Here is a 17,148-nt window from a genome sequence, read left to right on the forward strand (position 1 = left end):
AGTTGTTGATCCGCGAAACCGTTACTTCCTCGCCGGAGTGACGAAGATCGTGGCGGACGAGTTGTCCCGTGCCGCCTTCTTGATGGTGAGCGAGACGCCGTAGTTCACGCCCTGGTCGCCGGGATTACCGGTGCCCAGCACGATCGCGCCACCGCCGAGGGTCGTGCCGTAGAACTCCGGTGCCGGGCTGCCGTCCGGGTGGGTGACCCGGGTGGTGTACGGCGCGTTGTTCCGCGACGGCACCACCACTGAGGCGTCGTTGTCCCGCGCGTACGGAGCCCCGTCGCGCATCTCGATGCCCGGGTACCAGGTCTTGGCGTCCGTGAAGCCCTTCACCGGCGCCTGCGCCTTGAACTTCGTGCAGTACGCGCTGTACGGCTCGTCCGCCGCCTCCAGGCACTCCGTGAAGGGGTACGTCTTGTTCAGCGAGAAGGCCGCGTTGGCCGACTGCGGACGGCTGGGCAGGTTGTCCGTCACCGACGGGTCCTTCACTGCCGCCTCACCGGTACGCCGGTACGGGTCGAAGTGCGAGTCGACGATGAGCAACCCGCCCTTCGCGCCGTAGCTGGGCAGCGCGGTCATCTGCCCGGTGACGTGGTTGACGTCGCCGAGAGCGCTGTCCCGGTACCAGACCAGCATGCCCGGGGCGTTGTAGGAGATCCGGTCGACCTTCCACGCGTCGTGCGAGTAGATGGTGTCGTAGGCGTACTTCAGGCCCTTGTCGAAGCCGTCGAAGTTGCGCCACTCCGCCAGGTAGAACTGGGCGTGGACCTCGGTGCCGCTGGAGACCTTCCAGCCCCCGCCGGTGGTGTCCACGAAGGTGCCGCCGGTGGCCGTCCAGCCGTTGGCGCCGCCCTCGACGTCGTCACTCCACGTGGTGGCGCCGCCGCCGGTGACCGAGAAGTCGTCGGCGAACCAGTTGCGCTCCTCGAACGCCTCGTCGGTGGCCTGGCGCAACCGCAGCTGCACCGTCGTGCCCGCGTACGCCGACAGGTCGACGTAGTCGTGGCGCCAGCCGTTCGTGCTGCCGGTCAGGCCGTACTTCTTGCCGCCGAAGTCGTTCATCCGGCCGTTCGGGTCCGGGTAGCCGTCCGGCGTGGTGACCACCGTGCCGCCCTCGTCGTACACCTTCTGCTCGGTCCAGGTCGTACCGCCGTCGGTCGAGAGCTCGACGAAGCCGTAGTCCCAGTCCTCCTCGATGATGTAGTTGTTCCACATCCAGAACTTCGAGTCCGCTGCCGCCGGCACGTCGACCGAGCGGCTGAGCTTGACGTCGGCCCACTCCTGGTCGTTGTTGCTGTGCCACATCTTGGTGCCGCTGTGCGGCGTGGCCAGCGTCGTCACCTTGTCCGGCAGGTCGACCTTGATGCCGTCCTCGGAGTCGATCGGGGTACGCGACGTCTGGCCGAGCTTCACCTCGCGCGGGTTCGACCCGGGGCGGATGGTCAGCGGGTCGGCCCAGCCGAGCACCCACTTGTCCCAGATGCCCATGTGGGTGGGCAGCGCCTGGAAGATCTCACCGGAGTGCGAGCCCGAGGCCATCAGGTCCCAGAAGTCCACGTCGGAGTCGGCGTTGCCGGACGTGTCGTAGAGGTCCGGCAGGCCCAGGTCGTGGCCGAACTCGTGGGCGAAGACGCCGACACCGGCGTCCTCGGGCTGCACGATGTAGTTCGACGCCTTGAGGTTGGTGCCCGGGATGGTGTAGCCACCAGCGACCGTGGAGGAGTGCGCCCAGACGGCGTACACGCCCTCGGCGCCGCCGCCGCGCGACTTGCCCTGACCGGCGTGCACCAGCACGAGGTGGTCGATCACGCCGTCCGGCTCGTAGACGTTGCCGTCACCGTCGCGGTCGGCCTGGTCCTCGATGTCGTAGTCGGCCCACGGGAAGCTCGGGTCCTTCGCGACGAGCGCGTCGATTGCGTCGGTCGCCAGGCGGCCGGCGCCGGCCGGGTTGTCCGGGTGGCCGTTCATCGACTGCTCACGGCCGGGGACCCAGGCGCCGGTCTCGTCCTGGAAGCAGCGGTTGGCGGCGTACCAGCCCTCCGAGTGCGGCACGGTGATCCACGGGCTGGCCTGCCCGTCCACCGTGTACGCGTTCTTGGACATCTCCAGGTACATGTTGTGCATGGTGCGGCCGGAGAGGTCGACACCCTTCCTGCCGTCCGGGCCGCGCAGGTCGGTGCGGACCCGCTCGGTGATGCCCTTCTTGCTGTAGAGCATCTTGTTGTAGTGCGACGGCGAGAAGTCCGGCACCCACATCGAGTTGTTGTCCTCGTGGGGCAGGGTCGCCGGGTTCGGGATGTTGTTGTGCCTCGGGCCGTTCTGCACGGTGCCGGGGACACACGTCCGGTCCTCGAACACCGTCTTCGGGACCATCACGTCGGTGAAGTCGTCGTTGGCCTTGTCGTTGAACTCCACCAGCAGCGTGAGCAGCTTCGCCGTCTGGGTGGTCGGCGACTTCTTGAACTGCCGGGGGTTCTTGCCCGTCTTGAGCGACCGGGCTTCGTCCTTGGCGAGCTGCCGCGCGGTCACCGGGTTGCCCCGGGCGTGCTTCTGGTCGAACTCGCGCGCGGACTCCACGGCCGGGGTGTAGACGCCACCCTTGCCCTTGACCTCACGGCCGGTGGTGTCCGGCTGCACCTCGGGCTCGGCGTAGTTGATGTAGTGCTCGTCGGCCCCGATCACCGCCCGTGGGGCGGGGGAGGACGACTGGGCCGCCGCACTGCCGGTCACGGTCAGTGACGTGGCCGCGAGGGCGATGGCGGGTAGCGCGACGAGTAGTCGTCGGCGCGCCCCGGACTGCGGTTTGTGGTTCATGCCGCTCCATTTCTCGGGCATGGGGAGGAGGACGCTGGCGTGGCCGACCATCGATGCGATGAGCGTCGAACTCTGCCAACCTGCGTGAACCTAAATCACAACCGGCCGAAAGGACAGGGGTGGTCCGCCTCGTGTGTCCGTTCAGCTTCCCCGGCTCCACCGACCGACCGATGTGACACCGGTCAGGCCGTGCGTGCCGTACCCGTAAGAAAATGACGGAGGGTGGCGGTCCGCGCGGACCGCCACCCTCCGGTGTGTACGCCTGCCGTCAGTCCTCGTCGGACTTGGTGCCGCTCATCCCCGAGGAGATCAGGTCCATCACCGACGAGTCCTGCAGGGTGGTGACGTCGCCCAGCGACCGGTTCTCCGCCACGTCCCGCAGCAACCGGCGCATGATCTTGCCGGAGCGGGTCTTCGGCAGCTCCGCCACCAGCATGATCTGCCGGGGCTTGGCGATCGGGCCGAGCGTCTTCGACACGTGGTTGCGCAGGTCGGCGATGAGCTGCTCACCCGCCTCGCCGACGATGTCCGTGCTGCCGCGCGGGATGGCGAACGCGACGATCGCCTGGCCAGTCGTCGGGTCGGTCGCGCCGACCACCGCCGCCTCGGCCACCGACGGGTGCGACACCAACGCCGACTCCACCTCGGTGGTCGAGATGTTGTGCCCGGACACCAGCATCACGTCGTCCACCCGGCCGAGCAGCCAGATGTGCCCGTCGTCGTCCTTCTTCGCCCCGTCACCGGCAAAGTACATGCCCTGGAACCGCGACCAGTACGTGTCGATGAACCGGTCGTCGTCACCCCAGATGGTGCGCAGCATCGACGGCCACGGCTCGCGCAGCACCAGGTAGCCGCCACCACCGTTCGGCACCGACTGGCCCTGGTCGTCCACCACGTCGGCCACGATGCCCGGCAGCGGGGTCATCGCCGAACCCGGCTTGGCAGCTGTCACACCCGGCAGCGGGGAGATCATCATGGCGCCGGTCTCGGTCTGCCACCAGGTGTCCACCACGGGCAGCTCGCCCCGGCCGACGAACTGCCTGTACCACATCCAGGCCTCGGGGTTGATCGGCTCACCGACGCTGCCCAGCAGGCGCAGCGAGGACAGGTCGAAGCCGGCGGGGATGTCCTCGCCCCACTTCATCATCGTGCGGATCAGGGTGGGCGCGGTGTACAGGATGCTCACCCTGTACTTGTCGACGATCTCCCAGAACCGGCCCTTGTGCGGGGTATCCGGGGTGCCCTCGTACATGACCTGGGTGGCGCCGTTGGAGAGCGGCCCGTACACGATGTAGGAGTGCCCGGTGACCCAGCCGATGTCCGCCGTGCACCAGTAGACGTCCGTCTCCGGCTTCAGGTCGAAGACCGCGTGCGTCGTGTACGACGCCTGGGTGAGGTAGCCGCCGGTGGTGTGCAGGATGCCCTTCGGCCGGGCCGTGGTGCCGCTGGTGTAGAGGATGAACAGCGGGTGCTCGGAGTCGAACGGCTGAGCGGTGTGCGCGGGCGACGCGGTCTCCACCGTCTCGTGCCACCAGTGGTCCTTCTCCGTCCACGCGACGTCCTCGCCGGTGCGGCGGACCACAAGCACGTGCTCCACCGACGGGCTGTTGGCTACTGCCTCGTCCACTGTGGGCTTCAGCGCCGACGGCTTGCCCCGCCGGTAACCACCATCCGCGGTGATCACCACCTTGGCGCTGGCGTCCTGGATGCGGTTGCTCAGCGAGTCGGCCGAGAAGCCGCCGAAGACCACGCTGTGCGCCGCGCCGACCCGGGCGCACGCCAACATGGCCACCGCAGCCTCCGGGATCATCGGCAGGTAGATCGCCACCCGGTCGCCGGCGGTAACCCCCAGGTCGGTGAGCGCGTTCGCCGCCCGGCAGGTCAGCTCGTGCAGATCGGCGTACGTGAGGGTGCGGGTGTCGCCCGGCTCGCCCTCCCAGTGGATCGCGACCTTGTCGCCGAGCCCCGCCTCGACGTGCCGGTCGAGGCAGTTGTACGCCACGTTGAGCTGCCCGCCCACGAACCACTTGGCGAACGGCGGGTTCGACCAGTCGAGCACCTCGTCCCACTTCTTCGACCAGGCCAGACGGTCGGCCTGCTTCGCCCAGAAGGCGAGCCGGTCGGTCTCGGCCTCGGCGTACGCGTCGACGGTGACGTTGGCGTGCGCGGCGAGTTCGGCCGGCGGGGGGAACTGGCGCGTCTCGTTCAGCAGATTTGCCAATGCCTCGCTCATGCCGTGACTCCTCGTCCTCGGGGTGACCTGGTCCTCGGGGTGACCTGCGTTGGTCCTCGGGGTGACCTGCGTTGGCACGAGGGTAGTCGCGGGACCCTCGACGGGCGACCGCTGCCCACCACGTCGCGCCGAGTGGCCGTCACCACGCGCCCGACGGCCCGCCCAAGTCTGCGGGCTCGGTGTGCGGGCTCGGTCGGCGCGGGGTCGGTAGGTCGGCCTTGATCAACACGGGTTCATTGAAATCGCGGTGTCGGGGCCGATGGGATACCCCGAGTTCACCAAACTCGTGTTGATCAAGGCGAGACGTCGGCTCGGGTGGGGTGCGGGCTGGGCGCCAGGGCTGGGCGCCGGGTCGGGGGGCGCCAGGGCTGGACGCTGGCCCCGGTCGGGGCGCTCGGGGTGGGTGGTCCGGGTCGCGTTGCGGCCGGGTGCGGCCCGACCGGCCGGGCCGGGTCGCTAGCGTGACGGGGTGACCACCGATCCGCTCGCCCCGCTGCTCGCGCTCGCCGACATCGCCACTGCCGTCGAGCAGGCCCGCGAACGGTTCGACCAGGCGCTCGGGCACCGCGCGCTGCGGAGGCACGGTGGCCAGGTCGCGGCCGAGGTCAGCCTGCGCTCCGCAGTGGCCAGCGCCGCGCTCGAAGGGGCCGTGCACGAACGCGAGGCGGTCCGCGCCGGCACGGTCACCGACCCGCTGCTCCAAGGGGCGCTGCGGGTCGCCGGGGCGCTGCCCGGCCTGAGTGAACTCTGGCCGAAGGCCCCCCGGCAGGCTCTCGCGAAGCTGCACGTCCTCGCCGCCCGGGAGCTGGTGCCCGAAGCCGAGCTGGGCCGCCCGGTGCCCGACCCCGTGGTCGCCACGCGGCTGGACGGGCTGGCCGGGCTGGTCGCCGGTGGCACGAAGGTGTCGCCGCTGGTGCTGGCTGCCGTCGTACACGGGGAGTTGTTGAACCTGCGTCCGTTCGCCGGGCCGTCCGGCGTGGTGGCCCGGGGGGCCGCCCGGCTGGTGCTGCTCGCCAGCGGCCTCGACCCGCGCGGCCTGCTCGCCGTCGACGTCGGCCACCGCGAGCGGGAGCCGGAGTACGTCGGCTCGGCCGGCGCCTTCGCCACTGGCACCCCGGATGGTCTGCGCTCCTGGTTGCGCCACTACATGGCGGCCGTCGAGGTCGGCGCCGACCAGCTCACCGTCATCGGCGACGAGATCCTCGCCGCCGCCTGAGCCGCGGTCAATCCCGTCGGGTCGCCCGGTTGACCTTGGCCTGGAGCGCCCTTCGGGCGATCGGCCCGAGGTCGTCGACGATCTCCATGAGGAGCGCGAGCTGGTCGAGCGCGGCCATCGCCTGATCGGCGCCGGCCGGGTCCACCCCGTCGTAGAGTTCCAGCCCGATGAACGCGGCCGAGACCGCGCGGGCCAGGCCGGGCACGTCGGCGACCTCGGCGAACGGGGACCCGGCGAGCAGCCTCCGCAGCACCGCCTCGATCTCGTCCACCCACAGTTGGAGCGCCCCGGCGGTGGGGGCCGCCATCCGTTGGTCCGCCTGCGCACCCGCCAACATCTGGGCCAGGAAGGTGACGTTGCCGAGCTGGCGTTCCTCCTCGTGCAGCGCCCGCCCGACGGCGAGCAGTTCGCGCAACGAACCGGCCGAGGCCAGCCGCGCCGACCAGTGCTCGACCCGCTCGGCCGTGCTGACCCGGCAGGCCGCCGAGAGCAGGTCGTCGACTGTGCCGAAGTGGTAGAAGACGAGCGCCTGGTTCACCCCGGCGGCGGCACCGATGGTGCGGGCCGAGACGCCGGCGATGCCGTGCTCGCGGATGGCGGCGATGGCGCCGTCGAGGAGACGCTGCTTGGTGTCGGACATGGCTCTCCTTCCGGACGGGCCGGGTGCGGCGCTGCGATCATCGCATCGGTGACCAGTTGGGCGAGCCAGGTGGCCCCGGGCAGTCGCAGGGTCCAGCCGACCAACGCCCAGCCGAGGTGGACATGTTCGAGCCCGCGGGCGACGGCGGCCACCCCCCGTTGCGTGTGACCGTCGCCGCCCACGTACTCCGCCCGCCACAGCACGTGCTCGTGGTGGCGGGCCGGTCGGATCCGCAGTCCCACCGGATGCCGCCGGGCCAACATCCGCCAGGTGGCCGCGCAGGGCCCGCAGTCGTCGTCCAGCCAGAGCACCGCTGGTGGCCCGGAGGAGTACGGCCGCCATCGAGGCCACCAGTCGCGCACCTGCCGCCGGTAGGACCGCCAGGAGACGCCGTAGCGCACCCGTAGGTCGTGCTGCTCGTGCGGCCCGGCCACCGCTGCTCCGAACGCACCCGCCGACACCGCGGCGAGGACCAGGGCGACGCTCCGGGTGACCGCCGCGGTGAACAGCAGCAACACCACGGCGGAGACCTGCATCGGGTTGGCCAGGTAGGCGTACGGACCGGTGGTGACCAGACGACGCGGCGGGTCCCACGGGTACGGGGTGCCGCCGCCCCGCACGGCGAACTCCGCGACGGCAGCCAGCGCAGGCGTGGCCACCAGCAGGGCGAGCTGCGCGACGACCAGCATCCCCGTGCGGTCCAACTCGGTCAGCGCCGCCCACGACCCGTCGCCGAACTCGAAGGCCAGCGTGGGGACGAACCAGAGCAGCAGGGCGCTGAACACGCCCACCTGCAGGAACGTACGCGCGCCCAGGTGCCGACCGTCGGCGCAGAACCGACCGAGCAGTTGGGCGGGCAGAGCCACCGCGAGCAGCCCGACCACCTCCCCGACGAGCCAGTGTGGGCCGAGGCTGACCAGCGGGTGCAGTGCCGGCATGGCCACCGCGTCGACCCAGAGCAGCAGACCCAGCGCGACCGGCAGCGGCAGCACCCGGCGCAGCAGCACCGGCAGCGGACCCCAGAGGGCGGCCCAGCCGATCCACAGGTCCACCGGCATCCCCCGGTACGACCCGTCGACGGGCGCGAAGGCGTACCAGTCGGCCAGGCCGGCGACCTCGTGCAGCGCGGCGATGCCGATCCCGGCGGTCAGGAACGCCAGCAGCGCCGCAGCGCGGACGGCCCGGTCCCGTTCCCGGGCCCCGACGGCGAGGACGGCGAGAAGCGGCAGTGCCAGGCTCAACCAGCGGGCGACCGTCACCGCAGCGCCAACATGTCGAGCAGGTGCCGCATGCCGGCGCCGAGCAGCACCTGTTGCACCGGGCCGAAATACCAGGAGGGGTCCAGACCGCGCGTGTAGTCGACCCGGACCTGGACCTCGGTGTGCCCCGGGTCGAGCGCCCGCCAGGTCAGCTCCGCGTGCTGCCAGGTGAACCAGCGTGCGGTGATGGAGGTGTCCTCGACGAAGCGGAAGCTCACCCGCCCCGGCGCGACGGTCTCCACCTCGGCGAGCAGATGGCCGCCCGGGCCGTGCGCGCTGCCGTGGTAGCCGAACATCCACCGGTCGCCGACCTCGAGCCCGTCGCCACTGACCTGCCCGGGCGTGGGCACTCCCAGGAGTCGCAGCGGCGCGGACCGGACGGCGGTCGGGCGGGGGCCGGTGGCGAGCCGCTCGGCGACCCGCTCGACGGGGAGCCCGACGACCCGGACCACCTCGACCCTCTGCTCCGGGTCGACCCGGGGAGCGATGCCGCTGCCCTCCAGGCCGGGCAGGAGCAGCAGCGGAACGGCGATGATCGCGTACGGCCGGTTGGCCTCCCGTAGGGCGCGGATCAGCGCTGTGGTGCCGTGTGCCACCCCGTAGACCAGTGGGGCGGCAAGGATGACGCAGACCGCGCCCTCGTGCAGTGCCACCGCCGCCAGCAGCAGGGTCACCGTGGTGGCCGCGAAGACCTGGCCGTGGGCCGTCCGGCGTGGGGTGAGCGCGAGCCCGGCCGCCAGGAGCACCGGGAGCGCCACGAAGAGCACAGCGCTGTCGGCGCGTCCCTGGCGTACCACCCCGATGAAGAGGACCAGCCCGAAGAGCGCGATCAGGCCAGCCAGGATCCAGTGCGCACTCGTCCGCTGCGGTGTCGACCCATCGTCATTCTCCATCCGAAACCCCCCGTGTTGAGCAGTCGCTTAAACGGAGGGTACGGCTATTTGAGCGATCGCTCAATCCCGTACTCAGGCAGGAGTGAGGACGCTGGTGGCGGTGTGATTCCGGGCGGCCCGCACCGGCGGCAGGGCTTCGGGTGCTGGCTGGTGCGCCCTGCCGGCCTGGTCGGGCTCAGGCGGTGGTGGCGGCGGCGCGGGTGCGACGGTGCCGGCCGTACCAGGCGATGCCGATGGCCACGCCGACCCCGACGCCGAGCGCGGCCGCGGCCACCGGGACGGCGGGTCGCTCCCGCAGACGACGGCCCAGCGGGATCGGGTGCCGGAACTCCAGCACCGGCCACGCGTTCTCCGAGGCCAGCTTGCGCAGCTGCCGGTCCGGGTTGACCACGCTCGGATGGCCGACGCACTCCAGCAGCGGGCGATCGCTGTACGAGTCGGAGTAGGCGTACGAGTCGGCCAGGTCGTAGTCGCGGGCGGCGGCCAACTCGTTGACCGCCTCGACCTTGCTCGGGCCTGCCGCGTAGAACTCGACCTCGCCGCTGTATCTACCGTCGCGCACCGTCATCCGGGTGGCGATCACATCGGTCACCCCGAGCAGCTCGCCGATCGGCCGGACCATCTCCTCGCCCGACGCCGACACCAGGACCACGTCCCGCCCCGCCGCCTGGTGCTCCGCGATCAGGACGGCGGCTTCGGCGTACACATAGGGGTTGATCAGCTCGTGCAGCGTCTCCGCGACGATCTGGCGGACCTGCTCCACCTGCCAGCCCTTGCAGAGCGCGGCCAGGTAGTCCCGTGTTCGGGCCATGGTCTGCTCGTCGGTGCCGCCCAGCCGGAACATCAGCTGCGCGTACGCCGACTTGACCACGTCACGTCGAGTGATCAGCCCGTCCCGGTAGAACGGCCGACCGAACGCCAGGGCGCTCGACTTGGCGATGACGGTCTTGTCCAGATCGAAGAAAGCGGCACTTCGGCCCACGGCGCGAAAGTCTAGCCGGATGGTCTATCGTCGGCGGGTGCCCGGGGTCAGGCCACCCCTCAGACCTGCGGGCAGGCACCACCACCTCCGCTCCGCGTGACCGTGCTCACACTCTGCGAGGAGATTTTCGCACTGAGTGGAGGCGGCACCACTCGACGTGACGGGCCCGCTCAGGCAGACTTGTCCGTACGACGAGTTTTCACATCTCCGAAAACAGACAAGACCCTCAGCGGTTGCACCCCCCGTGACCGCTGAGTGGTTCGGCTCGACCCCCCCGGAGCCGAACCTTTCGACGACCCCCGTCTCCCCCCGACGGGGGTCGTCCCTTTCTGCTGGAAACGCTCCACCGCTGGTCGCAGGCCGTCCCCGGCCGGTCCGGGCGTTTGCGGACGGCGTTTCTGCGGTTGGAAAGCAGCACCGAGGCAGCGGAACCAGCGGGTGCCTACGGGACGCGGCGGTGGTCGTCCAGGTGTCGCTCAGCTGCGTGCCGAGACGGTCGATGAGCAGACCCGAGACTGGATCTGCTCATCGACCGGTGCGCCCGACCCGACTTCACCACGGATGCGCCGGCTCCTGGACCGTGTGACCGCCGGTCCGCCAGGGGCCGGGTCCCGGGCGGGGAATGGATCAGGGCCGCCGAATCTGCAAGTTCGACCGGACGTGCGGGGCGGCCGGTCGGTGTGACTACGCGCCACCTACGCCCGTGACCCGGGAGTGCGACACGGGATCGCCGCGCCGGACCTGGCCGCCGGCAAGTTGCACCACCGCATCCGCGACCGTGAACTCTGGCGCGGTTTCCTCATTGCGAGGGGTTAGCAGGAACCGTGCCAATTCACCTTGGTCACGATTACCTGAAGGTAGAAGATGTTGCCGCGCGGGGTGGCGCAGTGTGTGATAACCGTCGTGTCGTCCTGCCACGTGTGGTGGTATTCCAATTCGACGTTCGCCGTCGTGTGGTTGTAGAAGGTTTTCGTCGGGGCGCTGCCGGTCCACGGACCGGTGGTCACCAGGGACGGGGTCTCCGTGGGACCGGAATTCACGGGAGCCCAGTTCGGCCAGGCGCAGAAAGTGCCCTGCTGGCAGTTGCCGGGCGGCCACGGCTCCTCGTTCGGCCACGGGCCGTCGGCTGATGCCGGCGCGGCGGGGATGGCGGCCAGCAGGCCTGCGGTGGACAGGGCGATGGCGAGGGATTTCAGTCGCACGTTTCTCTCTTTCCCAGAGGAATCGGTCGATGAAAGTTACCACCGGGAAAGTTGAGAGCGCAAGTATTAAATCCACTAGCGTCAAAGCTTGGAGATTTCTGTGATCTCCCTGAAATTGCTGGCCAGTGGCGGTTGCCGTGATTGCCTTTCCGGCGTTGTGGCTGGTCAGGCGGTTTCTGATGAGAGAGCCTGTTGGGCGCCTCAGTGGGTCCGCCGAAGAAGCGGGACGAGGACTGGTTCACCAGCCGGTACGCCGCCGAGTACGCGCACACTTGCGGGATCGCTTCTTCCGGGAGCGGCCCCGCTGTTTTCCGGGCAGCGGCAGGAGCTGCGGAGTTGCCCGCGCCCGTAGCAGATCAACTGTCTCGACGGGCGTTGTCCACAGCCCACGAAGTTGTCCACAGGCGACGCGATCAGGGCGGCTCGCGGAGCGGTTTCCGAGCAGGGTCGGCGGCATACCAGAGCCCGACCGCTGGAGGCCGCGATGCCACCCCGTACCTCCGTTCCGCCGATCCGTCGGCTTCCGCTGGTCGTCACCGGCGACGACGATCTGCTCGATGATGTGCTCCGGCTCGCCGCAGCAGGCGGGACGGAGGTGGACCTCGCCCGCGATCCGGCGGCCGCCCGCACCCGGTGGCTTCCTGCGCCGCTGGTGTTGCTCGGCGCCGATCAGGCGCAGTCGTGTCTGCGCGCCCGGTTGCCGCAGCGCTCCCGGCTGGTGCTGGTCGGCCGGGCCGGTCAGCTCGATCCGGGCTGGCAGATCGCCGAGCTGATCGGGGCCGAACACGTCGCCATGCTGCCCGACGCGGAGCCGTGGCTGGTGGACCGGTTCGCCGAGCAGGGACCCGGCCGTCCGGACGGTGTCGGTGCTCGAATCGTCGCGGTCTTCGGCGGTCGGGGCGGTGCCGGCGCGAGCGTGCTGGCCGGTGGTCTCGCCGTGACCGCAGCCCGGGCCCGGCTGCGCACTCTGCTGGTCGACGCTGATCCGCTCGGTGGTGGCCTCGACCTCGTGCTGGGCTGGGAGCAGTTGGAAGGGCTGCGGTGGCCGTCCCTCACCGGTGCCGACGGGCGGGTGGATGCCCCGGCGCTCGTGCAGGCTCTGCCCAGCCGAGGTGACCTGGTGGTGCTCTCCTGGGACCGCGGCGAAATGCTGCCGCTGCCGGTGGCAGCGATGGCGGCAACCGTGGATGCCGCCCGTCGTGGGCGGGACTTCGTGGTGGTCGACCTGCCCCGACAGTTGGACGACGCGGCCGTGGTGGCGTTGCAGGCGGCCGACCAGGCGTTCGTTGTCGTCCCGGCCGAGCTGCGCGCCACTGCTGCGGCCGCTCGGGTCGTTGCCGCCGCCGCCCCGCACTGCGCCGCGCTCTCGGTGGTGGTGCGCGGTCCCGCCCCGGGCCGGCTGCGCGCGACCGAGGTGGCACGGGCTCTTGGGCTCCCACTGGCTGGCACGCTGCGCCCCGAGCCGGGGCTCTGCCGCGGGCTGGAACGGGGCGAAGCACCAGCCGCCGCAGGCAAGGGCCCATTGGCCGTGCTCTGCCAACGGATCGTCGCCGACCTCACCGGTGCGCCGGCGACGGGTGCGGCATGACCGGCCGGCCGGAGGACAGCGGCATCGCCGCCCGGGTGCGCCAGCGCATTGCCTCCGCCACCACCCCGGTCACACCGGCGGCGATCGTCTCGGCGGTACGGGCCGAACCGGCCGCCGCGGTGCTCGGCGACACCGCCGTGCTGCGGATCGCCGACCGGGTGCATGACGACCTCGTCGGCGCGGGGCCGCTGGCCCCGCTACTCGCCGACCCCGAGGTGACCGACGTCCTGGTCAACGGGACCCGAGTATGGGTCGACCGTGGTTCGGGGCTGCAACAGGTCGCGGTCCCGGTGGGCTCGGTGGAGGATGTCCGCCGGTTGGCGCAGCGAATGATCTCCAGCGCCGGTCGGCGGCTCGACGACGGGTCTCCGTACGCGGATGCCCGACTCCCCGACGGCACTCGACTGCACGCCGTGCTGCCACCGGTGGCGACCGAGGGTCCCTACCTGTCCCTGCGGACCTTCCGGCACCGGCCGTTCACGCTCGACGAGCTGGTGCGCCAGGGCACCGTGCCGCGACCGGTGGCACCGCTGCTCGCCGCCGTCGTCGCGGCCAGGCTGGCGTACCTGGTGACCGGCGGGACCGGTTCAGGCAAGACGACCCTGCTCAACACGTTGCTGGGGATGGTGCCAGCCAGCGAGCGGATCGTGCTGGTGGAGGACGCCGCCGAGTTGCGTCCGGGGCATCCGCACGTGGTGGGGCTTCAGGCGCGTACCGCCAATGTGGAGGGTTCGGGGGTCGTCAGCCTCGGAGACCTGGTCCGGCAGGCGCTGCGGATGCGCCCGGACCGGCTGGTGGTCGGAGAGTGCCGGGGCGGTGAGGTGGTCGACCTGCTGGCCGCGCTCAACACCGGCCACGACGGGGGCGCTGGCACGCTGCACGCCAACACCCCGTCCGACGTGCCGGCCCGACTGGAGGCGCTGGGCATGCTGGGAGGGCTACCCCGCGCCGCGCTGCACGCCCAGGTCGCCGCCGCGTTGCAGGTGCTGTTCCAGGTGCGACGAGGCGACCAGGGGCGCGTCCTGGAGTCGGTCTGCCTGCTGCTGCCCGAGGGGCCCGATCGGTTGGTGACCGTGGTGCCCGCCTGGGTGCGCGGCGGTGGGCTCGGGCTGGCCGCCCGTGCACTCGGAGCGCTGCTGCGGGCGCGCGGGGTGGCGGTGCCGCCGATTCTGAGCGAGCCGTGGCCCGGATCGGCAGGCCCGGCATGACCGGCGGGGCGCTGCTGGTGGCAGCGCTGCTCCTGGTCGCCGCCGCCCTGGTGGCGTGGCCCGTGCAGACCATCCGGTCCCGCCGGCGTCGCGTGTTGACGCCCGGACAGGGGAGCGCCGGTCCCGATCCGGACGACGCACTGGTGGAGTGGATCCGGGAACTCGGTCGTACGTTGGACGGGCCGGTCGACGAGACCGGCGAGTCGCTGACCTCGGGTCGTCCGGTCGGCATGGCGTACCAACCGCAACCCGGCGCGGGTTCCGGCGCGAGACGAACGGCGCTCGGCTGGCCTGCCCGGGACATCACCGGGAGACCGAGCTGGCCCGGGGCGCCGGGCGGGTCGGTGGGGTCGAAAGGTCCGGCGGGGCCGACGGGTCCGCCGATCCGTCGGGATCCTCGGCGTCCGGCCGGCACCGCAGTGCCGGAGGTCACGACCACCGACGCGGGACGTGGGGGCGGCACGTCGGTGGCCGCGATCGCGATCGACGACGTAGGAGTGACAGCGGACCGGTGGGTCGACGCCCCAGGCGCTGCGGCGATCGGTGATCGCACCAACGGCGAGGCGGACAGTCGAGGCGACGTGTTCGGCGCCGAGGGGCGCGGCGACGTCGATCGCCGTGACCATGGCGACCCGGCGGAGGTGACGGCCGCCGACCTGGCCGACATGACGGCCGTTGGGCCGAGTGCCGTCGCGGCGGCGCCTGCCGTGCGATCGAGGGCACGCGTGTTACCGCTGGTCAGCCTCCTGGGAGGCGGTGTCGGTGCGCTGGTCGGCGGTCCGGTGGCCGCGGTCGCGTTGGCCAGCTACGGCACGCTGGCCGTACGGGGTGTGTTGCGCTGGCGGGCGAACCGGCGCACCGAGCGCATCCGACGACGTGGGCTGGACCAACTCTGTGGTCTCGCGGCGGATCTCCGGGCCGGCCTGCCCGTCCCGCACACGCTTGAGGCCGCCGCCGGTTGTCCCGGGCAGTCGGACCGGTTGCGCCAGCTGACCTCAGCGGCGGTGCGACTGGCGGACCGGACCGGCGCGCCGCTCGCCGAACTCGTCGAGCGGATCGAGGCGGACGCCCGGGCGACCGACCGAGGTCTGGCCGCCGCAGCGGCACAGGCGGCCGGTGCCCGGGCCACGGCCTGGTTGCTGGCGGCGCTGCCGATCGGCGGGATCGCCCTCGGGTACGGGATAGGCGTCGACCCGGTGGCAGTGCTCCTGCACAGCAGGGTCGGCGGAGCCTGTGCCGTTCTCGCGGTCGCCCTGCAGGTCGTGGGTCTCCTCTGGGCGGAACGGCTCGGCTCGGCACCGGGACGGGCCGGATGACGTCCCGGGTCCCGGCGACTCGACGCGGCCCGGCCAGCGGCCGACGGCCGGACGCCATCCGGCTCGCCGCGGCGCTGTCCGGGCTCGCCGTAGCCGTGGTCGTCGGGGGGTGGCTGGGGCTGCTCGGTGCGGTCCCGACCGCATTCCTGCTGGACTTTCTCCTACGCCGGATCGAGTCGCCGGCTGTGCGCAAGCGGCGAGTCCAGGAGGCCGCCGACCTGCCGCTCGCCGCTGATCTGCTGGCTGCGGCGATGCGGGCGGGGGCCCCGGTGGATCGCTCGGTGCTGGCCGTCGCCGAGGCGCTCGACGGACCGCTCGCCGGCCGGTTGGCCCGGGTCGGCCGCACGCTGCTGCTCGGCGGTGGCCCGCCGGAGGCGTGGTCGGCGTTGGACGGGATCCCTGGCGCGGACCGGCTGACCGCGGCGGCCCTGCGCTCAGCCAACAGTGGTGCCGCCCTGGCCGGTGCGTTGACCCGGCTCGCCGACGACCTGCGCGCCGACCGTGCCACCGCCGCCGAGGCGTCGGCACGCAGGGCCGGCGTGCTCATCGTCCTGCCGCTGGGGCTCTGCTTCCTGCCGGCGTTCATTCTCGCCGGCCTGGTGCCGGTGATCGTCGCCGTTCTCGGCGACGTGCTCTGACCCCATCGAGAAAGGGAACAGTCATGCGCAAACTGATCGCCCGCCTGCGCGGCGACGCCGGGATGAACACGGCCGAGTACGCGGTCGGCACGCTTGCGGCGGTCGCCTTCGCCGGAATCCTGTTGAAGGTGCTGACCTCCGGCAACGTCCAGTCGGCGTTGACCGCCGTCATCGACCGGGCGCTGAAGTGACCGGGCGCCGGCAGGCCGGTCGCGGTCCAAGGTTGGGCACCCCTGGGCGGGCAGGTGAGGGCGGGCGGAGAGCCCGCTTCGTCGAACGCGCCGCTGGTGGGGACCGTGGGTCGTTCACCGCCGAACTGGCGGCCGGCCTGCCGGCGCTGCTCCTGCTCCTGTTGGCCGGCCTGACCGCGGTCAACGCCGTCACCGCGCAGGCTGGCTGCCTGCACGCGGCCCGGGAGGCGGCGCTGGCCGCCGCCCGTGGCGGGGACGGCAGCGCGGCGGCCGGACGTGCGGCACCGCCGGGGGCGTCGGTGACGGTGTCCGTCGACGGCAACCGGGTGCAGGCGACGGTACGCGCGCCCGTCCGCACGCTGGGCGGCCGGCTACCACGGGTCACCGTGGTCGCGACCGCCGTCGCAGCCGTGGAACCAGGCGCCGCCGGGGGAGTTTGGTGATGGGTTGTCGAACCCGCCTCGGCCACGGACCGGACGCTGAGCGACTCGATGACGGGCTGCCGGACGCGCAGCGCGGCGGTGCAACAGTCCTGCTGCTGGCGATCGGGCTGGTCTTCGTGCTGTTCGGGATGTTCGGCGCTGCCATCGCCGCCGCCGGCATGGCCGGTCAACGGGCGGCGGTGGCGGCCGATCTGGGCGCGCTGGCCGGAGCTGCCCAGGCGCTCGACGGCGACGCGGTGGCCTGCGTATCGGCCGCCGACATCGTCGGCCGCAACGCTGGTCGGCTGGTCGGCTGTCGCCTCGACGGACTCGACGTGCTGGTGACCGTCGAGGTGGCCTTCACGCCACTTCCCGGGCTGACCCGCGCCGTCACCTCGACGGCCCGCGCCGGCCCGGTGCGCGGTTAACGGGATGAAGCTGGGCAGCGCGTCGACAAAAGCTGTGGAGCTGGATCGTTTACGACATCAGGCGCGACGACCTGCTGGCCGGGATCGGGGCTGAGAGCCTCGTCCCGGCCAGCGG

14 protein-coding genes and 1 pseudogene are annotated in these 17,148 nt (G+C 71.7%); 8 read left to right on the top strand and 7 right to left on the bottom strand.

Going from position 1 to position 17,148, the window contains the following annotated elements; translation table 11 throughout:
- Positions 1 to 21: 21 nt before the first annotated feature.
- Together FBZ33_RS00560 and acs are read right to left on the bottom strand one after the other, a co-directional pair.
- The gene (locus FBZ33_RS00560) at positions 22 to 2,817 is read right to left on the bottom strand and encodes an immune inhibitor A domain-containing protein (protein ID WP_141907616.1); all 2,796 of its coding nucleotides are present in this window, start codon (positions 2,815 to 2,817) and stop codon (positions 22 to 24) included.
- A gap of 268 nt (positions 2,818 to 3,085) precedes the next feature.
- Entirely contained in the window at positions 3,086 to 5,050 is a 1,965-nt protein-coding gene (gene acs, locus FBZ33_RS00565) for an acetate--CoA ligase (protein ID WP_141907617.1), read from the bottom strand.
- A gap of 469 nt (positions 5,051 to 5,519) precedes the next feature.
- Between acs and FBZ33_RS00570 the strand changes: the two genes are divergently transcribed.
- Positions 5,520 to 6,266 (top strand): oxidoreductase, encoded by a 747-nt coding sequence (locus tag FBZ33_RS00570; protein WP_141907618.1) that lies wholly within the window; start codon positions 5,520 to 5,522, stop codon positions 6,264 to 6,266.
- Between the two features lie 7 nt (positions 6,267 to 6,273).
- Here the strand turns inward: FBZ33_RS00570 and FBZ33_RS00575 are convergent, their stop codons facing one another.
- The 5 genes from FBZ33_RS00575 to FBZ33_RS00595 form a co-directional block, all read right to left on the bottom strand.
- On the bottom strand, positions 6,274 to 6,906 hold the full coding sequence (locus FBZ33_RS00575; RefSeq protein ID WP_099849945.1) for a TetR/AcrR family transcriptional regulator: 633 nt from the start codon (positions 6,904 to 6,906) through the stop codon (positions 6,274 to 6,276).
- Positions 6,801 to 8,165, bottom strand: a complete 1,365-nt coding sequence (locus FBZ33_RS00580) for a methyltransferase (protein ID WP_141907619.1) — start codon at positions 8,163 to 8,165, stop codon at positions 6,801 to 6,803. The genes FBZ33_RS00575 and FBZ33_RS00580 overlap by 106 nt, the downstream gene beginning before the upstream one ends.
- On the bottom strand, positions 8,162 to 9,058 hold the full coding sequence (locus FBZ33_RS00585) for a hypothetical protein (RefSeq protein ID WP_141907620.1): 897 nt from the start codon (positions 9,056 to 9,058) through the stop codon (positions 8,162 to 8,164). Before FBZ33_RS00585 ends, FBZ33_RS00580 begins: the two co-directional genes overlap by 4 nt.
- 175 nt (positions 9,059 to 9,233) lie before the next feature.
- Entirely contained in the window at positions 9,234 to 10,040 is an 807-nt protein-coding gene (locus tag FBZ33_RS00590; RefSeq protein ID WP_088951161.1) for an HAD family phosphatase, read from the bottom strand.
- Between the two features lie 812 nt (positions 10,041 to 10,852).
- Positions 10,853 to 11,242, bottom strand: a complete 390-nt coding sequence (locus FBZ33_RS00595) for a hypothetical protein (RefSeq protein WP_141907621.1) — start codon at positions 11,240 to 11,242, stop codon at positions 10,853 to 10,855.
- Positions 11,243 to 11,726: 484 nt separating this feature from the next.
- Between FBZ33_RS00595 and ssd the strand changes: the two genes are divergently transcribed.
- The 7 genes and pseudogenes from ssd (at position 11,727) to FBZ33_RS00635 (ending at position 17,033) form a co-directional block, all read left to right on the top strand.
- Positions 11,727 to 12,830, top strand: a complete 1,104-nt coding sequence (gene ssd / locus FBZ33_RS00605; RefSeq protein WP_099849952.1) for a septum site-determining protein Ssd — start codon at positions 11,727 to 11,729, stop codon at positions 12,828 to 12,830.
- Entirely contained in the window at positions 12,827 to 14,038 is a 1,212-nt protein-coding gene (locus FBZ33_RS00610) for a TadA family conjugal transfer-associated ATPase (protein WP_141907622.1), read from the top strand. Before ssd ends, FBZ33_RS00610 begins: the two co-directional genes overlap by 4 nt.
- A 614-nt stretch (positions 14,039 to 14,652) precedes the next feature.
- Positions 14,653 to 15,354: pseudogene (locus FBZ33_RS00615) on the top strand (type II secretion system F family protein); the annotation flags it as partial.
- Complete coding sequence (locus tag FBZ33_RS00620) at positions 15,351 to 15,992, top strand: type II secretion system F family protein (RefSeq protein WP_141907623.1); 642 nt, start codon at positions 15,351 to 15,353, stop codon at positions 15,990 to 15,992. The pseudogene FBZ33_RS00615 and the gene FBZ33_RS00620, both read left to right, overlap by 4 nt.
- Positions 15,993 to 16,015: 23 nt before the next feature.
- Positions 16,016 to 16,183, top strand: coding sequence for a DUF4244 domain-containing protein (locus FBZ33_RS00625; protein ID WP_081883916.1), 168 nt, complete (start codon positions 16,016 to 16,018; stop codon positions 16,181 to 16,183).
- A gap of 32 nt (positions 16,184 to 16,215) precedes the next feature.
- A complete protein-coding gene (locus tag FBZ33_RS00630) occupies positions 16,216 to 16,626 on the top strand; it encodes a TadE family type IV pilus minor pilin (protein ID WP_141907624.1) in 411 nt (136 codons plus the stop codon).
- Entirely contained in the window at positions 16,626 to 17,033 is a 408-nt protein-coding gene (locus FBZ33_RS00635; protein ID WP_141907625.1) for an Rv3654c family TadE-like protein, read from the top strand. The genes FBZ33_RS00630 and FBZ33_RS00635 overlap by 1 nt, the downstream gene beginning before the upstream one ends.
- Positions 17,034 to 17,148 lie beyond the last annotated feature (115 nt).

Source organism: Micromonospora sp. A202 (assembly GCF_006715105.1).
Taxonomy (GTDB): domain Bacteria; phylum Actinomycetota; class Actinomycetes; order Mycobacteriales; family Micromonosporaceae; genus Micromonospora; species Micromonospora zamorensis.

Coding starts and splice junctions, on each gene's coding strand:
- FBZ33_RS00560 (WP_141907616.1), bottom strand. CDS start 2,817: ATGAACCACAAACCGCAGTCCGGGGCGCGCCGACGACTACTCGTCGCG.
- acs (WP_141907617.1), bottom strand. CDS start 5,050: ATGAGCGAGGCATTGGCAAATCTGCTGAACGAGACGCGCCAGTTCCCC.
- FBZ33_RS00575 (WP_099849945.1), bottom strand. CDS start 6,906: ATGTCCGACACCAAGCAGCGTCTCCTCGACGGCGCCATCGCCGCCATC.
- FBZ33_RS00585 (WP_141907620.1), bottom strand. CDS start 9,058: ATGGAGAATGACGATGGGTCGACACCGCAGCGGACGAGTGCGCACTGG.
- ssd (WP_099849952.1), top strand. CDS start 11,727: ATGCCACCCCGTACCTCCGTTCCGCCGATCCGTCGGCTTCCGCTGGTC.
- FBZ33_RS00610 (WP_141907622.1), top strand. CDS start 12,827: ATGACCGGCCGGCCGGAGGACAGCGGCATCGCCGCCCGGGTGCGCCAG.
- FBZ33_RS00620 (WP_141907623.1), top strand. CDS start 15,351: ATGACGTCCCGGGTCCCGGCGACTCGACGCGGCCCGGCCAGCGGCCGA.
- FBZ33_RS00625 (WP_081883916.1), top strand. CDS start 16,016: ATGCGCAAACTGATCGCCCGCCTGCGCGGCGACGCCGGGATGAACACG.
- FBZ33_RS00635 (WP_141907625.1), top strand. CDS start 16,626: ATGGGTTGTCGAACCCGCCTCGGCCACGGACCGGACGCTGAGCGACTC.